The following is a 20,643-nucleotide window of genomic DNA, read 5'->3' as shown; positions in this document are numbered from 1 at the left end:
CCCGGTTTCCGAGCCACACTAAATGCGCCCGCAGGGTGTGTTTAGTGTGGCTCGGAAACCGGGCAAGACACCACCACCAAAACCCCTGGTCGGAGGGGTAAAAAGGTATGGACTTTCGCGTTGCAATCCATTGCACACCGATCAGTCCATACTTTCGCTGCGCGTTCCGACTGCCGAACGTCACTCGATCGGAGGTAGCGCGCCAGAGATCTGCTCCATGCTGGTGATCACAACGGCTGCTCCGCTCTCGGCGAAACGTTCAGCCTTCCCGGGACGGTTGGCGAACCCAACGGCTGGCACGCTTGCCCGCGCGGAAGCCTCGATGTCAGTCACCGAGTCACCGACAAACACACACTCGTTCGGCTCACTGCCCAAGTCCTTCATCGCGACATTCAATAGGTGCGGGTTTGGTTTCAGCCATTCGACGTTGTCGCTCGTCCTCCCGTAGACGCCGGAGACGACAGCCTGAAGGTCGTGCGCCCGCAAGTACGACTCGACAGCAGTCACAGAGTTGTTGCTAACCACAACTATCCGGTATCGGCGATCTACCAGCATGTGCATCGCGTCGGCCGCGTATGGAGTGGGGCGCGCGACAGCGATTGCTTTCAGTTCCAACTCTGTGAATTTGCGTTCGATCACCTCGATAGCCGGACTTCCGCCGGCGGCTGTGAACCGCAAGATATCGAAGGGATCAGAGCTCGCCGCTACCTCGCTCGGCAGCGGCTCACAGACTGATTCAGCCAACTCCCGAGCGGCATCCTTGCTGGAAAAGCTTGAGAACACGGAACAGATCGGGCCGTCGAAGTCGAGCAAGACGTTGCGGCGGGCCACAAGTAGATCCGTTAGCGCACTCACGCCTCATAGTCCTTCGCAACCGACGTCCAGATGCTGTCGAACCACAGCTGAGACTGTTGCACGAACTGACTTGCCGTCGAGTCAGGATCCGACTCTTGGGCAAACTGAAAGAGCGTGGCGTCCTTGCCCATCAGGTCCCATACAGCCGTCGCTTCACCATCCAATTGAAGAGCATGTTCCTGCACCGGGTAGTAGCCATAGAACGCGTGGGTCTTGTTCAGGATGTACAGCTTGAACTGCGGAGTCGCCGGGTAGGTGCGGACCGCGGCGGTAGCACTCTCGACAAGCCCCAGCTCCGCCAGTTCGGTCACCGCGTCCACGATTCCGAGCGCGTGACGCTCCATGATTCGGTTCGCCCTACGGCGGAACGCAGGGCTGTCTTCCAGATTGTCGACTCGGGCGGGCAGTGACCATGGGATCGATGCATCTGGAACTAACAGACGGACCGCAATTGACTTGGGCCGCAGACGTCCGTGCCGGATCTTGTCCAACGGCTCCCCCATCGCACCATGCAGCGTCTCTCCGGAGAAGCCTGCAAAGTCAACCGTCACTGTCGATTCTCCGAAGGCGCGCTCGATATGGGGGCGCAGGCCGACCGGGCGCTCCGTACGTTCGCGCACGTAGACTCCGCTTCCCTTCCGGGAAACCACCAAGCCCTCGTCGCGCAGCACTCGGATTGCTTGTTGCACCGTCATCCGCGCGACTCCGTAGCGTTCTGCAAGTTGCGGTCCAGACGGCAGCTGCTCCCCTGGGCCAAGTTTCCTGGTGAGGATTGCCGCGCGCAGAGCATTCGCAACTTGCTGATAGGGCGGTCGAGGGTCATCGGGATCAAGTTCGTCCATGCGCCCGAGAATACCGCCGCGAGTTCAATCAACCTAGGCAGCCTAGCCAGAACCCTTGCGCGGGTTAGTGCGAGTTCGATACGATAAAGTTGGCTAGGCAAGCTAGCAAGCTTGTCAAGCTCCTGGCTAGACAAGAAAGGCTTCCTCGCATCTGTGACCGATGCGAGGAAGCCACACCAAAGCGGTTCCCGCCGCTTCAGCAGATTTCCTCACTTCAGGATTGGAGTCCTCGAAGCATGTCCAGTGTAGAACGCCCCGTCTTCCGCGTCGCTCGTGTCCAGCTCTACCCCGGCGAGATCCTTGATCGGCGCCTGCCAGCGAAGCGCCAGCCCCCGAACGCGCGCGCCGACCAGGCGCACACTGTTGCGGCCGGCGCGGCCGAGCGAGTAACGAAACTCTGGGAGAGCTGGGGGTTGGGTCCGACCCCCACCGATGAAGAACTCGATCGTGCCGCGACGGACCACGCACGGACGTCGGACCTGGAGTATTTCGTCAAGGACGAAAGGTACTGGGTTACAGACGGTTTCGACACCAGCGAAGCGGGCAGTAGCGAAGTCTCGTGGATCCAGGACGAAGGCCAGATTCAGCCCGACGGCCGGATCCGGTTCCCGTATCAGGACCGTGCCGAAGGCTGGGAGATGGACCGGTGAGCGCCCCGACACGTGGCGCGGACACTGCCCTGAAAGCGCTTCTCCAGCAACGGAAATTGAACGACTACAAGACATTCCGCCAAGAGTACGACCGCGTCGCGCGGCAGATCGACCGCAACGTGTCCGGGCACATGCCATCGATCGCGACGTTTCAGCAGTGGAAAGCTGGTGGCACTCATACGCCGCGCAGCGAGTTCCGCCGCCAGGTCCTGGAAACCATGTTCCCCGGCCAGACCATCGAGGAGCTCTTCGCCCCCGCGCAGCCGCGACCCGACATCCCCGGATCACCGCCGCGGCTGACCCCCCAGCAGCAGCTCGGCGCGCGACTGAAAAGTGTCCGGGTCGACGGGCGAGTCAGCCGCGAAGCGTTGGCGCGAGAGTGCCTGATCGATCCCTCCTACATCCGTCACGCAGAGTCCGGGCGAGCGATCCCCCGACGCCAGTTCTGGGCTGAAGCCGATATAGCCCTGGGTGCCGAAGGCCAACTCATCGAGGCTTACGACCAGTTCGCCCTCCAACGGGAAGCACCTCGCCCGACCGTGCAGGTACTCGTCCACCGCGACCCTGCCACCAGACCCGGCCCGCCGTCGGCGCCGAAACGACCAGCCTTGGTTTCCGCCTCGTCAGCCCGGCCCGGAATCGGCCGCGACATGGCATGGGAGATGGACCGATGAGCCGGGCGGGACGTCGGCAGGCATCGCCGAACGATCGTTTACGGCGGGCGGTGTTCGACGCACGGCTGACCCCGCAGCAGTTGGCCCGCACAGTAGAGGTCGATCCGAAAACCGTTGAGCGGTGGATCACTCAAGGCCGGATCCCCTACCCCGTGCATCAATTCGCCGTCGCTGTCGCGGTCGGCGTTCCCGAAAAGGAGCTGTGGCCTGATCCGTTCCAGCCGCGTATCGAGCTGCTGGCGCAGGAAGGTCCGCAGCGTGAACACTCCGGCAAACCGGCGCCGAACAGCGCGGCGGTGACTCGGGCCGACAGCGCGGCGGTGCACACCAACGAGCGATTCCGGGAGTTGATGAGCTGGGTCGATGTCAGGTCTCCGCTTCATGAACGAGAGATGCACCCGAGCCGAGACCCGTTGCCGGAGCGCTACTCCCGCACGCAGGGCGTGCAGCGAACAGCATGGGAGATGGACCGATGAACAGCACGGAGGCGCAGGTTAAACGGCTTGTCGTGGCGCAGGCACGGGCCGCGACCGGGTTGGGTCCGAAGGCATTCGCGGATCGGCTCAACACACTTGTCGGCCCGCTCAGGGTGCCGATCCGGCCGGCCGCGATTGGAGTGTGGGAAACCGACATCACTCCACCGGATGCTGTCGTCGGGGCCGCCGCCGCGATCTGGCCCGGCTCGGGTGAGGTGTGGCTTCCCGCCGACACGACCGATCAACAGCATGTGATCGACCTCGACGCACCGGGTCCGGAGCAGGGTTGGGAGCGTGACTGGTGAGCCGACCATGGACTGACCGCGACGACGCGGTCATGCGTTTCCTGTGTGAGCAGTGGTGCGCCGACCTCGAAGCGGTCCGTTTGCTGTGCGGTGTCGGGCAGCGGCGTGCATATCGGTTGATCGAGACCTGGCGTGATGAGTTCAAAGTCGTTTACAGCGAACCGATTCGGCCGCACTCGCGGTCGGGTCCCGCGCTGTCGGTGGTGTGGCCGCGTCCCAAGATCGTTGAACACTACCTCGGATGGAAGCCGTCGCAGGCGTGGGCACCCTCGCGCAACAGTGTCGCGCACAAGGTGCAGGTGTCGCGTGCACGTGCCGCGCTGTGCGGACTGGAGCCGGGACTGTGGGTGCCCGAACGGCAGCTCTACCGTGACGCGGCCCTGGCTGTCGCGTCGCGGTGGGCTCGCCCTGGCGGGTTGGCTTCCCGGATGGGTGGATTCGATTTCGACCGCCAACGCGGGCACGTCTTCGACGGCCGTTACCGCGACAGCCGCGACGGCTGGCTGTCGGTCGAAGTCGAACTCACGGTGAAGTGGCCGACAGGCACGCGACTGGCCGCAACAGTGCGCGACACCTACCAAGCACTACCCAACGGCAACGGCCTGCTCTACCTCTACGGCGATGAACAAGTAGGCAATGCACTGAACCGCATAATCGTTCGTCTCATCGCTGCCGGTCATCTACCCAAGCAGCCGAAGATCCGGCTCCGGTCACTTCATCAGGTGATCGCGACTCGCACCCTCGAACTCCCACCCGTTGAGGAGGCAGCGTCATGACCGCAACACCTCCCGTCGCGCAACGAGGCAAGGACGCGACAGCGACACGGCATTGCACTCGGTGCCGCAACACCCGCGACACCACACGCGACGGACGCGACACCGACGGCAATCCGCGCGACACCGCGAGCCAGCACGCAACACCGGGTGCGACACCCGGCGCGACACCAGGCACAGAGCAGGCAACAACCCCGATCACGAAGGAGACGAATCCGATGGCCGCAGAGCGGTATTTGCAGGCGAAGGACTGCGAGGAACTGACCGGAATCCCGGCCGCGACATGGCGCTACTGGGCGCACGTCGGGTCGGGGCCGGCCAGCTTCAAACTCGGGCGTCGGCGCGTGTGGCGCCACAGCGTCATCACGGCATGGATCGAGCAGCAGGAATTGCTGACCGGTCGCGACGGAGTCGCATAACCATGACAGCACGACGGAACCGCCGGGCCGGAGTCGAAGACCTCTGGACCAAGGAAGAACGCGACCAGGACGGCACCGTCCGGCGCGTTCCGTCCAAGCTGCACGGCAAAGGCAAACGCTGGCGCGCCCGCTACGTTGACGACGCGGGTGGCGAGCACTCCAAGCGGTTCACGCGGAAAACGGACGCGAAAGACTGGCTCGACAAGCAACTCGCCGCGCTGGTCCACGGTATCCACGTAGCCCCCCGTGACATGAAGAGCACGGTCGGGCAGTGGTGTGACGAGTGGATCAAGGGCTACGCGGTACACCGCGACGGCACCGTCCGGCAGGCCCGGGTACACATCGCCCAGATCAAGGCCGAGTTCGGCGACATCCAGTTATCAGCGGTCCGGCCCTCGATGGTGAAGGCGTGGGTGGCCAAGCTCAAGGAACGCGGCCACGAAGCCAGCTACGTCTATGCGCTGCATTCCCGGCTCTCGCAGATCCTCGGGGACGCGGTCCTGGACAACATCCTCGTTCGTAACCCGTGCTCGCGGCGCACGTCCCCGCCGGCGGGCAAGCAGAAGGTCTATTGCGCCACCACAGACCAGGTTTGGGCAATCTACGACGCGATGCCTGCACACATGCGCTCCGCGGTTCTCCTCGGTGCATTCGCTGGCCTGCGCGTCGCCGAAGTCTCCGGCCTGCGCCCCGGCGACATCGACTTCATGCGCGGCATCGTCCACCCACACCAGCAGTGGCCCGCAAAATCATTGAAGACGGAAGGCTCGGAGGCTCCGATTCCGGTGCCGAATGAGCTGGCGTTGATGTTGTCCGCTGCAGTGAAGGAATGGCCTGGCGAACGGGTCGTGTGTGACGAGTTCGGCAAGCCGGTTCCGCCGTGGCAGATCGAGCGCGCGCTTCGGACTGCTCGCGTCGGAATTCCCGGTCTGCCTGAGGAATTCAGCTTTCAGGACTTGCGTCACTACCTCGCGTCGCTGCTCATCGCGGGCGGCGCGAATATCAAGGTCGTTCAGGCTCGGATGCGGCACGCGAAAGCGAAGACGACGCTCGATACCTACGGCCACCTTTGGCCGGATACGGACGAGTCCACCCGCCTGGTGATCGCTGCCGTGATCGCCGAACGGATGGACTCGTCTCCTGCTACTGCGTACCCACTGCGTACCGAACGCCCGAATCAGGCGTAAAGACGCAGGTCAGGCTTACACGTCGTAGTACAGCTCGAACTCGTAGGGGTGCGGGCGGAGGTTGACCGGGGCGATCTCCTGCTCGCGCTTGATGCTGATCCAGGTCTCGATCAGGTCGTCGGTGAAGACGTTGCCTTCGGTCAGGTAGTCGTGATCCTGCTCGAGGCGGTCGATGACCGTGGCCAGGCTGGTGGGGGCCTGCGGGATGTTCTTGGCCTCCTCCGGCGGGAGCTCGTAGAGGTCCTTGTCGACCGGGGCCAGCGGCTCGATCTTGTTCTTGATGCCGTCCAGGCCGGCCATCATCATGGCGGCGAAGGCCAGGTACGGGTTGCCCGAGGAGTCCGGCGCGCGGAACTCGATGCGCTTGGCCTTCGGGTTGTTGCCGGTGACCGGGATACGCACGGCCGCAGACCGGTTGCGCTGCGAGTACACCAGGTTGATCGGCGCCTCGTAGCCCGGAACCAGGCGGTGGTAGGAGTTCACCGTCGGGTTGGTGAAGGCGAGCAGCGACGGCGCGTGGTGCAGGATGCCGCCGATGTAGTGCCGCGCCAGATCCGACAGGCCGCCGTAGCCGGCCTCGTCGTGGAACAGCGGCTTGCCGTCCTTCCACAGCGACTGGTGCACGTGCATGCCCGAGCCGTTGTCACCGAAGAGCGGCTTCGGCATGAACGTGACGGACTTGCCCTCCTGCCACGCGGTGTTCTTCACGATGTACTTGAACAGCTGCAGGTCGTCGGCCGCGCCGAGCAGCGTGCCGAACTTGTAGTTGATCTCGGCCTGACCGGCGGTGCCGACCTCGTGGTGGCCGCGCTCGAGCTCGAAGCCCGCGTTCTGCAGGTTGGTCGAGATCTTGTCGCGCAGGTCGACGTAGTGGTCGTACGGGGCGACCGGGAAGTAACCACCCTTGTTGCGAACCTTGTAGCCGAGGTTCGGGGTGCCGTCCGGGTTCGTCCGCGAGCCGGTGTTCCAGGAGCCCGAGACCGAATCGATCTCGTAGAAGGCGCCGTTCATCTTCGACTGGTAGCTGATCGAGTCGAAGATGTAGAACTCCGCCTCGGCGCCGAAGTACGCGGTGTCGGCGATGCCGGTCGAGCGCAGGTACTCCTCGGCCTTACGCGCGATGTTGCGCGGGTCGCGGCTGTAGGCCTCGCGGGTGAACGGGTCGTGCACGAAGAAGTTCAGGTTCAGCGTCTTGGCGGCGCGGAACGGATCCAGGCGCGCGGTGCTGAAGTCGGGCAGCAGGAGCATGTCCGACTCGTCGATCGACTGGAAGCCACGGACGGAGGAGCCGTCGAACGCTAGCCCTTCCTCTGCGAGGTCGGTCGTGAAGGCCTTCGCCGGGATCGAGAAGTGCTGCTGAACGCCGGGAAGGTCGCTGAAGCGGATGTCGACATATTCGACCTCTTCGTCAGCGAGGAATTTGATGACCTCGTCGGCCGTGCTGAACGTCACTTGTTCTCCTTACGGATCGGTTCCCAGCGAGTGTCGATTGCATGGGTTCGTCGCGTCCAGACGGTAAGGACGCGGTGTTTCCCGGCAGTCAAGTCTGTGTTTCGCCAGTGTTACACGTACGGCTGGCCGGGTGACTAGGCCCACCCGGGCTCGAACAGCATGCTAATCCTGCCATCCGTGCCGCTGCGCGCTGACGTGAACTCCCCTTATGCGGTGCCGGACGGCCGGTCGGCCCGGCATATTGTGGGAGGCATGGCACGCATGACGGGATCGTGGCTCTCCGGCCCTTCGGAGGGTGCAGGCGATCCGGCAACCTCCGAGTTCCCCGGCGAACAGCTGGGGCTGCCGAAGTCCGGTGCGGGATCGTTGTCCGGGATGGCCCGGCGGATCGCCGCGCTGTTCGTGGACTGGTTGATCGCGCTCGGGATCGCGGCGTTGATCATGCGCGGCGGGTCGGCGTCGAGCCTGACGTTGCTGATCTGGTTCGTGATCGGAGTGGCGGCGGTGACGTTGTTCGGGTTCACGCCCGGGCAGTACTTCCTGCGGTTGCGGACGGTTCGGATCGATGCGCCGGTGACCGTTGGTTTCGTGCGTGCGCTCGCCCGGCAGGCGTTGCTGGTGTTCGTGGTGCCCGCGTTGTTCACCGATTCCGACGGGCGTGGGATGCACGACCGGGCGACCGGGACGGCGCTCGTTCACTCGCGCTGATTCCGTCCTGGCCGGTTACGCTCCGGCGGTGTCACTCCATCCGGCCATGCTCGCGATCCGGTTTCTGCTCGAGCTTGTCGCTATCGCTTCCTTCGGTGTTTACGGCTGGCGAGCCTTCGATTCGCCTTGGAAGTTTCTGCTGGTAGTTCTGTTGCCACTAATCGCGGCGGCGGCGTGGGGCACGTTCGCGGTGCCGGGCGATCCGAGTCGCAGCGGTGCAGCGCCGGTCGCAGTGCCTGGACCGATTCGGCTACTCGTCGAACTCGCCGTCCTCGGCGGTGGCGCCGCGGCACTCTGGGCGGCAGACCTCCCCAGGTGGGCGCTCATCTCGGCCCTCATCCTGGCCAGCTACCAGGCCCTTGCCTACGACCGCGTCGTCTGGCTGGTCAAAGCATGATCATCGGGAACTGGTGCAGGCATCTGCCGAGTAGCGACCCGCACCAGTTCCCCCTGATCTTGAAGGCGGCCAGCTGCTGTCACGACCGCACGCCTAACTGCCGCACGGACACGCGTGGGTTTGTCAGAAGGCGTGCGGCTGTCCGATTCGGCGGGCCGATCGGTGACGCCGGGGGCACGACCTGCCTGGGATGAACACGCGAAAGGCCCGCGTCCCGAGGACGCGGGCCTTTCGAGGTCTATCTCAGCGCCGGCGAATGGTGCGCTGCACGCCACGCATCTTGGCGCCGGCGGGCATCGGGCCCTTGGGCAGCGCCGGGCCGGTACGCGAGCTGAGGGCGGTCAGGCGCCCTTCGATCAGGTCCATGCGCTTGGCGTCGATGTTGCGCGGCAGCTTGGTCAGGTAGCGCTGCAACTCCTTCAACGGCACCTGACCTTCGTCGTTGCCGATGACGACGTCGTAGATCGGGGTGTCGCCGATGAGCCGGGCGGTGCGCTTCTTCTCCTGCGCGAGCAGCGATTTCACCCGCTGCGGGGAGCCCTCGGCGACCAGCACCACGCCGGGCAGGCCGATCACTCGGTGCACCGCGTCGAGCTGGGTGGTCGCGGCGATGCCGTTGGACACCCGCCACTTGCCCTGCAGGTTGTCCAGCACCCACGCCGCGGCGCCGGCCTGGCCCTCGGCCTTGCCGTAAACGCTCTTCTGCACCCGGCGGCCGAAGATGATGAACGCGGCCAGCGCGCCGAGCACCACGCCGAGCGGGACGAGGAACCAGGTCAGGCCGAAGATCAGGCCGATGACCAGGAAGACGGCGGTGATGCCGAGCAAGGCGCCGATCATCAACGGCAGCAGCAGCTTGTCTTCCTTGCGCTGCATCTGGAACGCCTGCCAGAGCTGCTGCCTGCGCTCTTTCGACTGCTGCTTGCGGGCCGCTTTCGCCGCGGCCTTCGCTTCCTTGGTGGGCTTACCTGCTGCCATGTCACTCAGGATAGTGCCCATGTCGTGCGAGTTTCGCCACGCCTACCTCGGCGGCGGTTATCGCCGTCGCGCCAACGTCAATTCCAACCGCGCCTGGCCATCGATCCGAGCACGGTGAGATCCAAATCACCGGACGCCTCGGTCCAGCCCATTGCCCGCAATTCCACCGGCGTGGCGACACCGAGCGCGTCCCGGAATCCGATCGCGACCGAGCGGGCGAACTCGATCAGGCTGCGCGGGGAGATCGGCCAGAACATCGTCCGGGTCCAGTTGTCCACCTCGCGGCGCAGCATCGGCTCGTTCCAGCCGAGGTCGCGCAACTCCTGCGCGGCGGCATCGGGAATGGGCTCCGTCAGATAATGATCACCGGCCAGTTCCGCGGATAATTTGATGTCGTACTGCATGAACTGGACGTACCGATTTCCGGGCGCCGCGATGATCAACGTGGCCCGCGACGGTAACTCGGACAGACACTGCGCCAGTGCTTGAACGAACTGTTCCCAGTCCGCGGTCACCGGCTCGTTCATTCTTCCCCCGGGCGCTCGCACTGGCCCGATCATACGCCGCCCCACCTCGGACACCAGGTGAATCCTGTTGTAGGCCCGGATACTTCGCCATGTCCATAGCCAAAACGAATGGCCCGTCGTTCGCTGGGAACGCGGGCCATTCTCCGGCATTTCACACCCTCGCCGACGCCCCTGAGCTCGGCAGCTTCTCGAACTCCGGCGCCCGGCCGTAATCGCGGAACACCGGCACCGCGAGCTTGCGACCGGCCGGACGCAACGCCCACGACGCCACCACACACAACGCGAAAAACCCGGTATAGAACAGGTGACTCACCCCTGATCCGTGCGCGACATGCGAAACCAGCCCACCCGTCAGATCGAAAAACGCCCCCGCATAAGCCCATTCCTTCACCAGCGGAAAACGCGGAACGGCAATCGCCATGGCGCCCAGCACCTTCCAGAACCCGAGAATCCCCATCACATACGTCGGATACCCCAACTCCACCATGCCGTCCGCGGTTCCCCCGCGCTGGATCAAATCAGCGACGCCCCCGGTCGCCAACACGAAAACCACGGCCCCGGTTGTCGCCCAAAACCCGATCGATCGTGCGTTGCCCATCGTCCTGCTCCTTGCTGATCCCGAGGCGCGATCCCTGCTGCGCCGTCACCTCCCTTGACCGGCGGGATGGCAGAAATGTGACGAAGTGTTTGCCGATATTCCTCTGCTATGCACGGCCCGAGACGCTGAACGCACTCGGACCCGCCCAGGTAGCCGCTCGTTGACGAGTGACTCAGCGCGGCAACCACATCGGGTGCCAGGGGTCACCGAAGGCCGTCGCCGGCAGCGCGTCGGCGGTCGCGCGTCGGCGGTCGCGCGTCGGCGGTCGCGTGTCAGCGGTCGCGTGTCAGCGGTCGCGCGTCAGCGGTCGCGCGTCAGCGGCAGCGCGTCAGCGGCAGCGCGTCAGCGGCAGCGCGTCGGCAGTCGCGCGTCAGCGGCAGCGCGTCGGCAGTCGCGCGTCAGCGGCAGCGCGTCAGCGGCAGCGCGTCAGCGGCAGCGCGTCAGCGGCAGCGCGTCAGCGGCAGCGCGTCAGCGGCAGCGCGTCGGCAGTCGCGCGTCGGCAGTCGCGAGTGTGTAGGTCTCTTTGGGCAGGGGGCTGGTACTCAGCGTGCCGAAGGGGAACGGGCTTGGATCTCCAGTTCCAGCCGATCGAGGGTGTCGGTGTCGGCGAGGAGATCGATGGCGACGATCCGGCCGTGGGAGACGGTGAATTCGAAGACCACCCGCGGTGTGCCACGCACCGACCAGACCGCGCCCGCGCGACCGTCGACGAGCGCGAGGCGCGCGGCCTGCGCGCGCCCGGAGAAGGTCTGGGCGACCGCGTCCGCGCCGAGGGCACCGATCGCGCCGGTAGCCATGGCGGCGGCGTCCACGCGCAGTACGACGTCCGGATCGAGCAGGGTCAGCAGTGCGCCGAAGTCGCCGCCGCGGGAGGCGGCGAGGAACGCCTCGACGACTTCGCGCTGCCGGTCCCGGTCGACGCCGGCCCGCGCGCCCTGCACCCGCCTGCGCGCCCGGCTCGCCAATTGCCGTGCGGCGGCCGAGGTTTTGCCGACGATCGGGGCGATCTCGTCGAACGGCACCGCGAACATGTCGTGCAGCACGAACGCGAGCCGCTCGGCCGGGGTGAGCGTGTCGAGCACCACCAGCAGCGCCAGGCCGATCGAATCTCCCAGCACCGCTTCGTGTTCCGGGCCGGTGACGAGTTCGGCCGGTTCGTGGTCGTCCAGCGGCTCCTCGCGGCGGGTCTTGCGCGATTGCAGCATGTTCAGGCACACCCGCGCCACCACCGTGGTGAGCCAGCCGCCGAGATTATCGATCTCGGCGGCATCCGAACGACTCAGCCGCAGCCACGCCTCCTGTACCGCGTCGTCGGCTTCGACGCCGGTGCCGAGGATCCGATACGCCACCCCGTGCAGGTGCGCCCGCTGCTCCTCGAACCGCGCGGCCAAAAAATTCGCGTCCATCTGTCACATTCCTTCGCTGGCTCCGGTCAAGCAAACGAACCGGGCCACACCGGATCGAGCCGACCAGGAGCACACCATGACCGCTGGACCGCACACCATCGTCTACCCCGTCACCGACCTGGTCAAGGCGAAATCCCTGCTCAATGCCCGCGCCCACGCCGAACCCACCACCCCGCACCACATCGGCTACCGATCCGCCGCCTGAGCGGGCGAGCATCTACGTCGGCGATCATGTCGGTGCCGTTGGTGGCCACCGTCCGCACGGTGAGATCGGGCAGTTCGTGACATCGCCCACGCCCCACGGCCGCAGCAATCTCCCCCACGACGCACAGCTGCGCACCGAACGAGACATGACAGCGGCAAATCGCGGCTAAGCGCACAGCCAAGTCCCACACGACGAACAGACGCCCACCGAACGAGACGTGGGCGTGGGGAATCGCGAGTGGGGGTGGCGTGAGGTCCCGTTCGACGGATGGTCGGTCTGGTGCTGGGGGCGGACGGTTAGGGAGGGATGGACCGTTCGGATGCGCGGGGCTGCCGCGTCGGCGGAGAGGGGCCGGGGATGTTCCGGGGGGGTGGGCACTGGTGCTGATCTGTTGGGTGGTGGCATCGTGCTGTTCAGCTGGTGGTCATGGGGCGGTGTTAGTTTGCGGTGCGTGTGTGCGCGGTTGGTGGTGAGCGTCCATGACGTCGCACCGGCGAGTGCGGCCGAGACGGCGCGGTGGTGTGCTGATGCCGACGGGTTCGGGATTCCGGTGTCGCTGCTGGTGATTCCCGGGCCGTGGCGGGGCGCGTCGCTGGCCGGAGAGCCGGAGTATGCGAGTTTCCTGCGGGAACGCCGTGCCGGTGGAGACGAGATCATGGTGCACGGGTGGTCGCATCGGGCTGGGCCCGAGGGTGGGTGGCCGCGGCGTGCGCTCGGCCGGGCGGTGGCGCGCGGTGCCGCGGAATTCGCGGCGCTCGACGTCGGCGAGGCGACCGCCAAGTTACGTGCCGCCAAGCAGGTGATGGCCGAATCCGGGCTTTCCACAACAGGTTTCACCCCGCCGGGCTGGCTGACCTCGCCCGCCGCGGAACGCGCGCTGCGCGCGGCGGGCTTCTCCCACACCACCGACCATTTCGGCGCAAAAGACCTGCGCACCGGCCGCCGCCAGCGCGGCTTCGCCCTCTCCCACCGCCCCGGCGGCGGCTGGTCCGAACGCTTCGGCGCCGCCTTGCTGGAAAACCTGGCCCGCCGCAACGCAGCCCGCGGCGGCCTCGTCCGCCTCGCCCTGCACCCCGACGACCTCCACCACCCCGGCCTGCGCGAGGCCACCCTCCGCGCCATCGACACGGCCCTGAAATCCGGCGCCCACGCCACCACCTATGCCGACCTCATCGCCTCGGCGGTGCAGTAATGCGAACAATTACCTGTCCCTACTCGGCTGGATCGGTGGTCCGCTAATGCGCATTGTGCAGATCGCGAACTTCTACACACCGGCGTCCGGAGGGCTGCGGACCTGTCTGGATGAGATCGGGCGGGGGTATCTGGCGGCCGGGCACAGTCGGGTGCTGGTGGTTCCCGGGCCTGCGGATGGGGATGAGCTGACCGGGTCCGGGCGGCGAATTACGGTGCATAGTCCCAAGTTCGGGGCGGGTGGGTATCACGTCCTGACCGCGCGGCGGACGCGGACGGTGCTCGATCGGCTGCGGCCGGATGTACTGGAGTGCAGCGACAAGTTGAGTGTGCGGTGGTTGGCACCGTGGGCCAGAGGGGCGGGGGTGCCGCTCGTGTTGTTCTCGCACGAACGCATCGACGCGATCCTGCGCACTCGCGTTCCACCGGGCTTTCCCCTGACGACGGCCGCCGACCTGGCCAACCGCCGCCTCTGCGTGCGGGCCGAAAAGGTCGTGGTGACTTCGAGTTTCGCGACGGCGGAGTTCGCCCGCATCGGCGCGACCAACGTGCGTCGCGTTCCGCTCGGCGTCGACCTGGCGACCTTCCGCCCGGTCGACCTCGCAGACGAAACACCTTGTTCCGCAGCTGAACCCGTTCGACTGGTACTGGTGAGCAGACTGTCCAAGGAGAAGCGCGCCGAACTCGCCATCGAGGCGGTGCGGGTCCTGGTCGAGTCCGGTCTCCGGTGCGAACTGTCCGTCATCGGCGACGGCCCGCTGCGCCCCCGCCTCGAACGCCTCGCCACCGGCCTCCCGGTCACCTTCCACGGCCACCTCACCGACCGCCGCACGATGGCCGCCCGCATAGCGGAGGCCGACATCGCGGTATTCCCTTCCCCCGCAGAAACTTTCGGCCTGGCCGTGCTCGAATCCCTCGCCTGCGGCACCCCCGTGGTGGTCCCCGCCGCCGGTGCCGCCGGCGAACTGGTCGACGCCCCGGGCTCCGGCATCGTCTCCGACGGCTCCCCGCACGGCCTCGCCGCCGGCGTCCGCGCACTCCTCACCGTCCCCGCTCCCCACCGCCGCCGCGCCGCCCGCTCGGCCGCCGAACGTTTCCCCTGGTCGGCCACAGTCTCCGGCATGCTCGCCCTCTACGCCGACTACGACACCCCCGCCCGCACCGCCTGACCCATAAGCCCAAAGAAGCGGCACCGAAACCCGCCCGCCCTGCCCCGTTGACCACAAACCGGCAGCTACCCACAACAGCCGCACTTCTCTCGGAAAACGCACCTACTACCAGCCCCTATTGCAGGTGCAGATCCCAAGTGCAAGTGCGGATTCCGCCTTGCGCGCGAAAAGCAGGCCAGTTTGGTGGACGGGCTGTGTGCGGGACTGCTGACGCCCCTCGCCGACTATGGAGCCGACCGATGGCAGTTCAACCCTTCATCGGCCGCGCACCCACCACTGCCTGAGCACGACGCCCCACGCGCCATCCAGGCACAGTCGGCACCCCCCAGGCATCACGTGGACGGCACATGTCTCGAGACAGGCCGAAGAGGTGCGCGGATGCCAGTTGACATGGACTACGGAACAGCCTCGGGCACAGGCTGGTTCGGCGGCGGCACCGGGGACCGGTCCAGTTCGTCGTGCAGGGTGGGGGAATTCGCGAGCAGGGCGATTCCGGTGATCACCAGGGCGGCGGCCAGGGTCAAGAGGGTGGGGCGGGGGTGGATGGTTACCGCGAAGAGGGTGAGACCGGCGGTGTAGCTGAGGACCGGGTCGGTGATGGTCATGGCGGTGAGTGCGGTGGGCAGGGATCCGCGGGCGTAGGCCTCCTGGGTGAGCAGGCCGCCGAGGACGGTGGAGACGGGGATACCGAGCAGGGCCCAGCTGAGGTGGGGCAGGGCCGACGTGGCGATCACCACCAGCACCGCGGTGGTGGAGAAGCAGCATCCGGCCGCGACCGCGATCAGGGCCGAGCGCAGTTGCGGCGAGTGGGTCAGCCGGGAGACCGCGATCAACGCGACGATCGCGAGGAACACACCCGCGCCGACACCGGGCAACATCTGCGGTCGCACCTCCGCATGCCCGGGCGCGCTCTGCCCGACGAGCAGGATCAGCCCCCCGCACACGAAAACCGTCCCCGCCCAATCCCGTCCGAGCAGCGCCCGTTTCCGCCGCGCCGCCGCGAACGGCAACGCGAACAGCAACTGCACCACCAGCAGCGCCTGCACCACCGCGATGGCCCCGAGCCGCAGCGCGACCGCGTGCACCACGAACCCGGCCACATTCGCGCCCTGCCCGGCCAGCCAGCGCCGATCGGTGATCAGCCGGCGCGCGATCCCGACGATGACCAGGAACCGCCCCTGCCCCGCTTCCGTCGCGGCCTGCCGCGCCGCCCCCTGCTGCAACGCCGCCGAGACGGCGAACAAGAGCGCGGCGAACAGCGCGAGGGAGATCGTCCCCAGCGCGAGCACGTCCACGGACGCGGTGCCAAGCGGGTCGGCGGCATCCGGCATACCGCCCATGCTGGCGGTCGGGGGTGAACACCGGATGGCATCCGCCCGGCGGCTCGGCAACAGGTCGGACCGACCACCTACCCCGGTTCCATGGGCTGGACGGTCGTCCGGGCACACTCGATAGTCCTATGGTGAGCGAACGAACCGTCGTGCTGCGGGCCCTGTGCGGGCTGCTGCTGTTGCTGGCTGTGGTTACTCCGGTGAGCGCGGCGGCGGAGCCGCTCGGGGTGCCGTTTCAGTGGCGGCAGGCGTTCATCGATGCCCCGGACGGCACGCGGCTGCACGCGGACATCCTGCGGCCGGCGGGCCTGGCCGACGACGTGCGCACCCCGGTGATCCTCACCGTCAGCCCGTACCGCGCGCACCTCGCGTATCTCAGCGAACCACGGTTGAACGGCGGCCCGTCCACCGACAACCTGCAGGCGGACATGTTCCTGCGGGCGGGCTACACCTACGTCATCGTCGACCTGCGCGGCTTCGGCGGCTCGTCCGGCTGCCCGGATTTCGGCGGGCCCGGCGAACGATCGGATGTCGCGACCGCGGTCGAATGGTCCGCGAACCAGCCGTGGTCCACGGGCAAGGTCGGCATGTTCGGCGTCTCCTACGAGGCCTGGACCGGCCTGATGGGGCTGGCGACCAAGCCGAAGGGCCTGGCGGCGGTCGCGTCGTTCGAGCCGGTGGTCGACCCGTACTCCTACCTGTACATGCAGGGCGTCTCGTGGAAGTTCTCCGGCAAGCCGATCACCGAGAGCGGCGTGCGCCCCGCCGATTTCGCGGGACTGGAGCACCTGCTGATCGCGTCGACGCCGGCCCGCCCGGACGATTCGCCCGAATATCGAGCCGACGCGGCACAATTGCCGATCCAGTGCTACCAGCAGTACCTCGCCGACATGACCAACCATGACGGCGGCTCCCCCTTCTGGCGCGACCGCGACCTGATTCCCCGGTTGCGCGGCAACACGATTCCGCTGTTCCTCGGCCAGGGCTTCGTCGACTACAACACCCGCCCCTACCGCGTCTTCGATCTGTGGAACGGTCTCGGCCCCGGCGAGCACAAGGCGTGGTTCGGCCAGTGGGGACACCGCACCTGCCACGACAAGTGCGACACACCGCATTTCGACACCGAACTGCTCGCCTTCTTCGACCGGCACGTCGCGGGCCGCGACGTCCAGGTGCCCGGACCGCGAATCACGGTGGGCCAGTTCGACGGTCGCTGGCGCGCCGAAACCGCCTGGCCGCCCGCCGATGCCACCCGGATTCCGGTCGAGCTGCGCCCCGGCGGCTACACCGACCGTGGCCTGCTGCCCGGACCGGATCGCGAATTCTGGTCCGTCTCCGCACCTTTGACCCAGGATCAGCACCTGGCCGGTCTGCCGTCCGGGTCACTGAAGGTGACCGGCCCGGCCACCGCCACAGTCGCCGTGGAGCTCTACGACATCGCCCCCAACCAGCAGGCCACCGTCATCACCCGCGGCATCGCCCCGATCACCGGTGACACCGCCGAGATCCGCCTGCTCGCCCAGGATTGGCCGATCGCCGCCGGACACCGGATCGGCGTGCGCGTCACCGACGTCGTCGACGACGTGTGGTCGCACACCCCCGCCTTCGCCCCGGTCACCGTGACCGAGGCCCACCTCGAACTCCCGATGCTGACCGCGCCCCGCACGCCGGACCTGCCGGGCGGCGTCACCGAGGGCATCGTGAAGTGGCGGAACGAAAAGACCGTACCGGTCGCCCCCGGCGTGCTGGACAATGCAGTGGTGTCCATGAATTTGCCCGACCGCGCCGGTGACCGATGACGGAACCCGTCGACGACCGCACCGCCGAGCGACTTGCCGCGGCATTGCGCTGTGCCACGGTGTCCACCGACACCAGGGGCGAGGTCGACGATCAGGCGTTCGCGCAGCTCTCGGCACACCTCGAGCAATCCTTTCCGCGGGTGCACGCGGAGCTCGAACTGGAGCGATTCGGCTATAGCAGGCTCTACCGGTGGCAGGGCATCGAGCCGGACGGGGTCGCCGCGATCCTGCTGGCGCACCAGGACGTGGTCCCGGCCGACGACCCGCACCGCTGGACCCACCCGCCCTTCGCCGGCGTGGTCGACGACGAATTCATCTGGGGCCGTGGCGCAATCGACGACAAGAGCCGGGTGCTCGCCATCCTGGAGGCGGTCGAGGCCGCCCTCGCCGCGGGAATTCGCCCGCGCCGCACCGTCTTCCTCGCCTTCGGGCACGACGAGGAGGTGTTCGGCGACACCGGCGCGCTGCGGATGGCCGACCGGCTCCGCCGCCTCGGCGTGCACGCCGACCTGCTGCTCGACGAGGGCGGCATGATCACCGAGGGCGTCGCCGACGGCATCGACCAGCCGGTCGCCAACGTCATGCTCGGCGAAAAGGGTTATGCGACAGTGCAACTGTCGGTCACCGCGGTGGGCGGCCATTCGTCCATGCCGGGCAAGCAGACGGCGGTCGGCCGGATCGCTCGCGCGGTGAGCCGCATCCAGGACAATCCGATGCCGTTACGGATGACCCCGATCACCGCCGACATGCTGTCCCGGCTGCGCCAGGCGATGCCCCCGTCCCGCCGCCGCCTGCTCGGTGTCGCCCGGTTCGCCGCGCCGCTGATCACCAGGGTGCTGGCGCTGCGCCCGCACACCGAGGCGCTGGTGCGCACCACCACCGCTCCCACCGTGATTCGCGGCGGGGTGAAGTCGAATGTGCTCCCCCAGCACGCCGAGGCCGCCGTCAACTTCCGCATCCTGCCCGGCGATTCGGTTCGATCCGTACTGGAGCACTGCCGGAAGGTGGTTCGGGACAATGGCGTTCGGATCGAGGCCGAAGGCATGTCCGCCGAGCCGACGGCGAACCTCACCCCCGGCCCCGCGTTCGAACTCGTCGCGGACATCGCCCGCGCCATCGTGCCCGGCATCGTCGTCACCACCGGCATCGTTCCCGGCGCCACCGACTCCAGGCACTATGACGACCTGGCCGGCACCCGCTGCAACTTCGCCCCGATCGTGCTCGGCGAACGCGATCTGGCCACGATCCACGGAACCGACGAGCGCCTCTCCCGGCTCAACTACGCTCGACTCATCGAGTTCAACCGGCGGCTGATCGCCCAGTTCGCGCAGTCGCCGGCCACCGTGCCGCAGACATCAGGAGCCGATGCATGACCGCCGAACCGGGCGACACCCCGCAGATCCGCACCGAAACCGGCCGCTTCGACGGCACCGGCAGCGGGATCGCTTGGCGCGCATGGCTTCCCGAGTCCGCGGCGCGGGCCGTCGTGGTCTTGGTGCACGGCGTCGCCGAACACTCCGGCCGCTACGGCCACGTCGGCAGGCGCCTCGCCGCCGCGGGCTTCGCCGTCTACGCCCTCGATCACCTCGGCCACGGCAAATCCGCGGGGAGCAAGGCGAATATCGGCTCGATCGACGGCGCCGCCGACAACGTGTCCGCCATGCTCGACATCGCGACCCGCGAGCACCCCGGCATCCCCCGCTTCCTGCTCGGCCACTCGATGGGCAGCCTCATCGTGCTGCACCTGGCCACCCGCGCCCCGATCGACGTCACCGGCATCGTGCTCTCCGCCCCGCCGCTGGACATCTCGGCGGGCAACGCGATCCAACGCGCACTCGCCCCGGTGCTGACCAGGCTCACCCCGAATCTCGGTGTGCTGCAACTGGATTCCACGCACATCAGCCGCGATCCCGAGGTCCGGCGGGCCTACGACAACGACCCGCTGGTGTACCGGGGCAAGCTCCCCGCCCGCACCGCCACCGAGATCCTCGACACCTCCGTCCTGGTCAAGGGCCGACTGGACAGGCTCACCGTCCCGGTACTGGTCCTGCACGGCACGGCCGACGCCCTCGCCGCACCGTCGAGCACCGACCTCATCGAGCAGGGCGCAGGCTCGAAGGATCTCACCGCGATCCGCTACGACGGTCTCTACCACGAGATCTTCAACGAGCCCGAGCAGGACAGGGTGCTCGGCGACGTGGTGGACTGGCTGGAAACGCACATTACCGGCAAGTAAGATCCGGGGATGGGAACCACCGGATCCGTCGCGTTCATTCGCGCCAGCTGGCACAGCTCCATCGTCGGCAAGGCCTACGAGGGCTTCACCGCCGAGTATGCCGATCTCGGGTACGACCCGGCGACCGTCGAGGTCTTCGACGTGCCGGGCGCGTTCGAGATCCCGCTGCACGCGCAGCGCCTCGCCCGCTCGGGCAAGTACGCGGCGGTCGTCGCGGCCGCGCTGGTCGTGGACGGCGGCATCTACCGGCACGATTTCGTCGCGTCCGCGGTGATCGACGGGCTGATGCGGGTGCAGTTGGACACCGACGTTCCGGTGTTCTCGGTCGTGCTCACCCCGCACCACTTCCACGAGCACAGCGAGCACGTCACGTACTTCACCGAGCACTTCGTGACTAAGGGAGCCGAGGCCGCCCGCGCGCTCGCGACCACGCTCACCTCCCTGCGGTCGCTGCCGGTGTAGCGA

The 20,643-nt window shown here is 67.2% G+C and carries 24 protein-coding genes; 16 read left to right on the top strand and 8 right to left on the bottom strand.

Annotation, left to right across the window (positions count from 1 at the left end):
- Positions 1 to 180 precede the first annotated feature (180 nt).
- On the bottom strand, positions 181 to 855 hold the full coding sequence (locus ACFQ9K_RS44575; RefSeq protein WP_378726133.1) for an HAD family hydrolase: 675 nt from the start codon (positions 853 to 855) through the stop codon (positions 181 to 183).
- On the bottom strand, positions 852 to 1,697 hold the full coding sequence (locus ACFQ9K_RS44570; RefSeq protein WP_378726131.1) for a GntR family transcriptional regulator: 846 nt from the start codon (positions 1,695 to 1,697) through the stop codon (positions 852 to 854). Before ACFQ9K_RS44570 ends, ACFQ9K_RS44575 begins: the two co-directional genes overlap by 4 nt.
- Positions 1,698 to 1,933: 236 nt before the next feature.
- Between ACFQ9K_RS44570 and ACFQ9K_RS44565 the strand changes: the two genes are divergently transcribed.
- From ACFQ9K_RS44565 to ACFQ9K_RS44535, 7 genes are all read left to right on the top strand, one after another.
- Positions 1,934 to 2,347, top strand: coding sequence for a hypothetical protein (locus ACFQ9K_RS44565; RefSeq protein ID WP_378726129.1), 414 nt, complete (start codon positions 1,934 to 1,936; stop codon positions 2,345 to 2,347).
- 56 nt (positions 2,348 to 2,403) lie between these two features.
- The gene (locus tag ACFQ9K_RS44560) at positions 2,404 to 3,021 is read left to right on the top strand and encodes a helix-turn-helix domain-containing protein (protein ID WP_378726127.1); all 618 of its coding nucleotides are present in this window, start codon (positions 2,404 to 2,406) and stop codon (positions 3,019 to 3,021) included.
- Complete coding sequence (locus ACFQ9K_RS44555; protein ID WP_378726125.1) at positions 3,018 to 3,497, top strand: hypothetical protein; 480 nt, start codon at positions 3,018 to 3,020, stop codon at positions 3,495 to 3,497. The genes ACFQ9K_RS44560 and ACFQ9K_RS44555 overlap by 4 nt, the downstream gene beginning before the upstream one ends.
- Positions 3,494 to 3,802 (top strand): hypothetical protein, encoded by a 309-nt coding sequence (locus tag ACFQ9K_RS44550; protein ID WP_378726123.1) that lies wholly within the window; start codon positions 3,494 to 3,496, stop codon positions 3,800 to 3,802. Before ACFQ9K_RS44555 ends, ACFQ9K_RS44550 begins: the two co-directional genes overlap by 4 nt.
- A 116-nt stretch (positions 3,803 to 3,918) precedes the next feature.
- On the top strand, positions 3,919 to 4,578 hold the full coding sequence (locus ACFQ9K_RS44545; protein ID WP_378726121.1) for a hypothetical protein: 660 nt from the start codon (positions 3,919 to 3,921) through the stop codon (positions 4,576 to 4,578).
- Complete coding sequence (locus tag ACFQ9K_RS44540) at positions 4,575 to 4,994, top strand: helix-turn-helix transcriptional regulator (protein WP_378726119.1); 420 nt, start codon at positions 4,575 to 4,577, stop codon at positions 4,992 to 4,994. The genes ACFQ9K_RS44545 and ACFQ9K_RS44540 overlap by 4 nt, the downstream gene beginning before the upstream one ends.
- 2 nt (positions 4,995 to 4,996) lie before the next feature.
- Entirely contained in the window at positions 4,997 to 6,181 is a 1,185-nt protein-coding gene (locus ACFQ9K_RS44535; RefSeq protein WP_378726117.1) for a tyrosine-type recombinase/integrase, read from the top strand.
- Between the two features lie 15 nt (positions 6,182 to 6,196).
- On the opposite strand, the gene glnA is transcribed toward ACFQ9K_RS44535, so the two are convergent.
- Positions 6,197 to 7,633, bottom strand: coding sequence for a type I glutamate--ammonia ligase (gene glnA, locus ACFQ9K_RS44530; protein ID WP_378726115.1), 1,437 nt, complete (start codon positions 7,631 to 7,633; stop codon positions 6,197 to 6,199).
- A gap of 252 nt (positions 7,634 to 7,885) precedes the next feature.
- On the opposite strand from glnA, the gene ACFQ9K_RS44525 reads away from it, so the two are divergent.
- Positions 7,886 to 8,341 carry an RDD family protein gene (locus ACFQ9K_RS44525; protein ID WP_150408232.1) on the top strand — a complete coding sequence of 152 codons (456 nt, stop codon included), beginning with the start codon at positions 7,886 to 7,888 and terminating at the stop codon, positions 8,339 to 8,341.
- Positions 8,342 to 8,387: 46 nt separating this feature from the next.
- The gene (locus ACFQ9K_RS44520; RefSeq protein WP_378984548.1) at positions 8,388 to 8,738 is read left to right on the top strand and encodes a YrdB family protein; all 351 of its coding nucleotides are present in this window, start codon (positions 8,388 to 8,390) and stop codon (positions 8,736 to 8,738) included.
- 243 nt (positions 8,739 to 8,981) lie between these two features.
- Here the strand turns inward: ACFQ9K_RS44520 and ACFQ9K_RS44515 are convergent, their stop codons facing one another.
- From ACFQ9K_RS44515 to ACFQ9K_RS44500, 4 genes are all read right to left on the bottom strand, one after another.
- On the bottom strand, positions 8,982 to 9,716 hold the full coding sequence (locus tag ACFQ9K_RS44515) for a DUF4191 domain-containing protein (protein ID WP_191094453.1): 735 nt from the start codon (positions 9,714 to 9,716) through the stop codon (positions 8,982 to 8,984).
- 77 nt (positions 9,717 to 9,793) lie between these two features.
- A complete protein-coding gene (locus ACFQ9K_RS44510; protein ID WP_378727197.1) occupies positions 9,794 to 10,243 on the bottom strand; it encodes a hypothetical protein in 450 nt (149 codons plus the stop codon).
- A gap of 151 nt (positions 10,244 to 10,394) precedes the next feature.
- Complete coding sequence (locus tag ACFQ9K_RS44505; protein ID WP_378727195.1) at positions 10,395 to 10,841, bottom strand: DoxX family protein; 447 nt, start codon at positions 10,839 to 10,841, stop codon at positions 10,395 to 10,397.
- 542 nt (positions 10,842 to 11,383) lie between these two features.
- Positions 11,384 to 12,247, bottom strand: a complete 864-nt coding sequence (locus ACFQ9K_RS44500) for a sigma-70 family RNA polymerase sigma factor (protein ID WP_378984545.1) — start codon at positions 12,245 to 12,247, stop codon at positions 11,384 to 11,386.
- 76 nt (positions 12,248 to 12,323) lie between these two features.
- Here ACFQ9K_RS44500 and ACFQ9K_RS44495 point away from each other — a divergent pair, with 76 nt between their 5' ends.
- From ACFQ9K_RS44495 to ACFQ9K_RS44485, 3 genes are all read left to right on the top strand, one after another.
- Positions 12,324 to 12,452, top strand: a complete 129-nt coding sequence (locus ACFQ9K_RS44495; protein ID WP_378721863.1) for a hypothetical protein — start codon at positions 12,324 to 12,326, stop codon at positions 12,450 to 12,452.
- 451 nt (positions 12,453 to 12,903) lie between these two features.
- Entirely contained in the window at positions 12,904 to 13,644 is a 741-nt protein-coding gene (locus ACFQ9K_RS44490) for a DUF2334 domain-containing protein (RefSeq protein WP_378984541.1), read from the top strand.
- A 46-nt stretch (positions 13,645 to 13,690) separates the two neighbouring features.
- On the top strand, positions 13,691 to 14,812 hold the full coding sequence (locus ACFQ9K_RS44485) for a glycosyltransferase (RefSeq protein ID WP_378721865.1): 1,122 nt from the start codon (positions 13,691 to 13,693) through the stop codon (positions 14,810 to 14,812).
- Between the two features lie 395 nt (positions 14,813 to 15,207).
- On the opposite strand, the gene ACFQ9K_RS44480 is transcribed toward ACFQ9K_RS44485, so the two are convergent.
- A complete protein-coding gene (locus ACFQ9K_RS44480) occupies positions 15,208 to 16,143 on the bottom strand; it encodes a DMT family transporter (RefSeq protein WP_378721866.1) in 936 nt (311 codons plus the stop codon).
- A gap of 128 nt (positions 16,144 to 16,271) precedes the next feature.
- Here ACFQ9K_RS44480 and ACFQ9K_RS44475 point away from each other — a divergent pair, with 128 nt between their 5' ends.
- Genes ACFQ9K_RS44475 through ACFQ9K_RS44460 form a run of 4 tightly spaced genes read left to right on the top strand, consistent with a single transcriptional unit; the run spans position 16,272 to position 20,640 of the window.
- The gene (locus tag ACFQ9K_RS44475) at positions 16,272 to 17,942 is read left to right on the top strand and encodes a CocE/NonD family hydrolase (RefSeq protein ID WP_378721867.1); all 1,671 of its coding nucleotides are present in this window, start codon (positions 16,272 to 16,274) and stop codon (positions 17,940 to 17,942) included.
- On the top strand, positions 17,939 to 19,315 hold the full coding sequence (locus ACFQ9K_RS44470; protein WP_378721868.1) for a M20/M25/M40 family metallo-hydrolase: 1,377 nt from the start codon (positions 17,939 to 17,941) through the stop codon (positions 19,313 to 19,315). Before ACFQ9K_RS44475 ends, ACFQ9K_RS44470 begins: the two co-directional genes overlap by 4 nt.
- A complete protein-coding gene (locus ACFQ9K_RS44465; protein ID WP_378721869.1) occupies positions 19,312 to 20,178 on the top strand; it encodes an alpha/beta hydrolase in 867 nt (288 codons plus the stop codon). Before ACFQ9K_RS44470 ends, ACFQ9K_RS44465 begins: the two co-directional genes overlap by 4 nt.
- Positions 20,179 to 20,187: 9 nt before the next feature.
- Complete coding sequence (locus ACFQ9K_RS44460; protein ID WP_378721870.1) at positions 20,188 to 20,640, top strand: 6,7-dimethyl-8-ribityllumazine synthase; 453 nt, start codon at positions 20,188 to 20,190, stop codon at positions 20,638 to 20,640.
- Positions 20,641 to 20,643: the final 3 nt, after the last annotated feature.

Origin of the sequence: Nocardia sp. NPDC056564, assembly GCF_042793755.1 — a bacterium.
Lineage (GTDB): Bacteria > Actinomycetota > Actinomycetes > Mycobacteriales > Mycobacteriaceae > Nocardia.
The sequence above is the reverse complement of the archived record's forward strand: the minus strand, read 5'-3'. Positions and strand labels throughout refer to the sequence as shown.

What these genes read in the sequence shown, in the direction of transcription:
- ACFQ9K_RS44505 (WP_378727195.1), bottom strand. Translation starts at nt 10,841, where the DNA reads ATGGGCAACGCACGATCGATCGGGTTTTGGGCGACAACCGGGGCCGTG.
- ACFQ9K_RS44480 (WP_378721866.1), bottom strand. Translation starts at nt 16,143, where the DNA reads ATGCCGGATGCCGCCGACCCGCTTGGCACCGCGTCCGTGGACGTGCTC.
- ACFQ9K_RS44540 (WP_378726119.1), top strand. Translation starts at nt 4,575, where the DNA reads ATGACCGCAACACCTCCCGTCGCGCAACGAGGCAAGGACGCGACAGCG.
- ACFQ9K_RS44460 (WP_378721870.1), top strand. Translation starts at nt 20,188, where the DNA reads ATGGGAACCACCGGATCCGTCGCGTTCATTCGCGCCAGCTGGCACAGC.
- ACFQ9K_RS44475 (WP_378721867.1), top strand. Translation starts at nt 16,272, where the DNA reads ATGGTGAGCGAACGAACCGTCGTGCTGCGGGCCCTGTGCGGGCTGCTG.
- ACFQ9K_RS44500 (WP_378984545.1), bottom strand. Translation starts at nt 12,247, where the DNA reads ATGGACGCGAATTTTTTGGCCGCGCGGTTCGAGGAGCAGCGGGCGCAC.
- ACFQ9K_RS44515 (WP_191094453.1), bottom strand. Translation starts at nt 9,716, where the DNA reads ATGGCAGCAGGTAAGCCCACCAAGGAAGCGAAGGCCGCGGCGAAAGCG.
- ACFQ9K_RS44535 (WP_378726117.1), top strand. Translation starts at nt 4,997, where the DNA reads ATGACAGCACGACGGAACCGCCGGGCCGGAGTCGAAGACCTCTGGACC.
- ACFQ9K_RS44550 (WP_378726123.1), top strand. Translation starts at nt 3,494, where the DNA reads ATGAACAGCACGGAGGCGCAGGTTAAACGGCTTGTCGTGGCGCAGGCA.
- ACFQ9K_RS44555 (WP_378726125.1), top strand. Translation starts at nt 3,018, where the DNA reads ATGAGCCGGGCGGGACGTCGGCAGGCATCGCCGAACGATCGTTTACGG.
- ACFQ9K_RS44510 (WP_378727197.1), bottom strand. Translation starts at nt 10,243, where the DNA reads ATGAACGAGCCGGTGACCGCGGACTGGGAACAGTTCGTTCAAGCACTG.
- ACFQ9K_RS44570 (WP_378726131.1), bottom strand. Translation starts at nt 1,697, where the DNA reads ATGGACGAACTTGATCCCGATGACCCTCGACCGCCCTATCAGCAAGTT.
- ACFQ9K_RS44525 (WP_150408232.1), top strand. Translation starts at nt 7,886, where the DNA reads ATGGCACGCATGACGGGATCGTGGCTCTCCGGCCCTTCGGAGGGTGCA.
- ACFQ9K_RS44495 (WP_378721863.1), top strand. Translation starts at nt 12,324, where the DNA reads ATGACCGCTGGACCGCACACCATCGTCTACCCCGTCACCGACCTGGTC.
- ACFQ9K_RS44465 (WP_378721869.1), top strand. Translation starts at nt 19,312, where the DNA reads ATGACCGCCGAACCGGGCGACACCCCGCAGATCCGCACCGAAACCGGC.
- ACFQ9K_RS44470 (WP_378721868.1), top strand. Translation starts at nt 17,939, where the DNA reads ATGACGGAACCCGTCGACGACCGCACCGCCGAGCGACTTGCCGCGGCA.
- ACFQ9K_RS44485 (WP_378721865.1), top strand. Translation starts at nt 13,691, where the DNA reads ATGCGCATTGTGCAGATCGCGAACTTCTACACACCGGCGTCCGGAGGG.
- ACFQ9K_RS44520 (WP_378984548.1), top strand. Translation starts at nt 8,388, where the DNA reads ATGCTCGCGATCCGGTTTCTGCTCGAGCTTGTCGCTATCGCTTCCTTC.
- ACFQ9K_RS44565 (WP_378726129.1), top strand. Translation starts at nt 1,934, where the DNA reads ATGTCCAGTGTAGAACGCCCCGTCTTCCGCGTCGCTCGTGTCCAGCTC.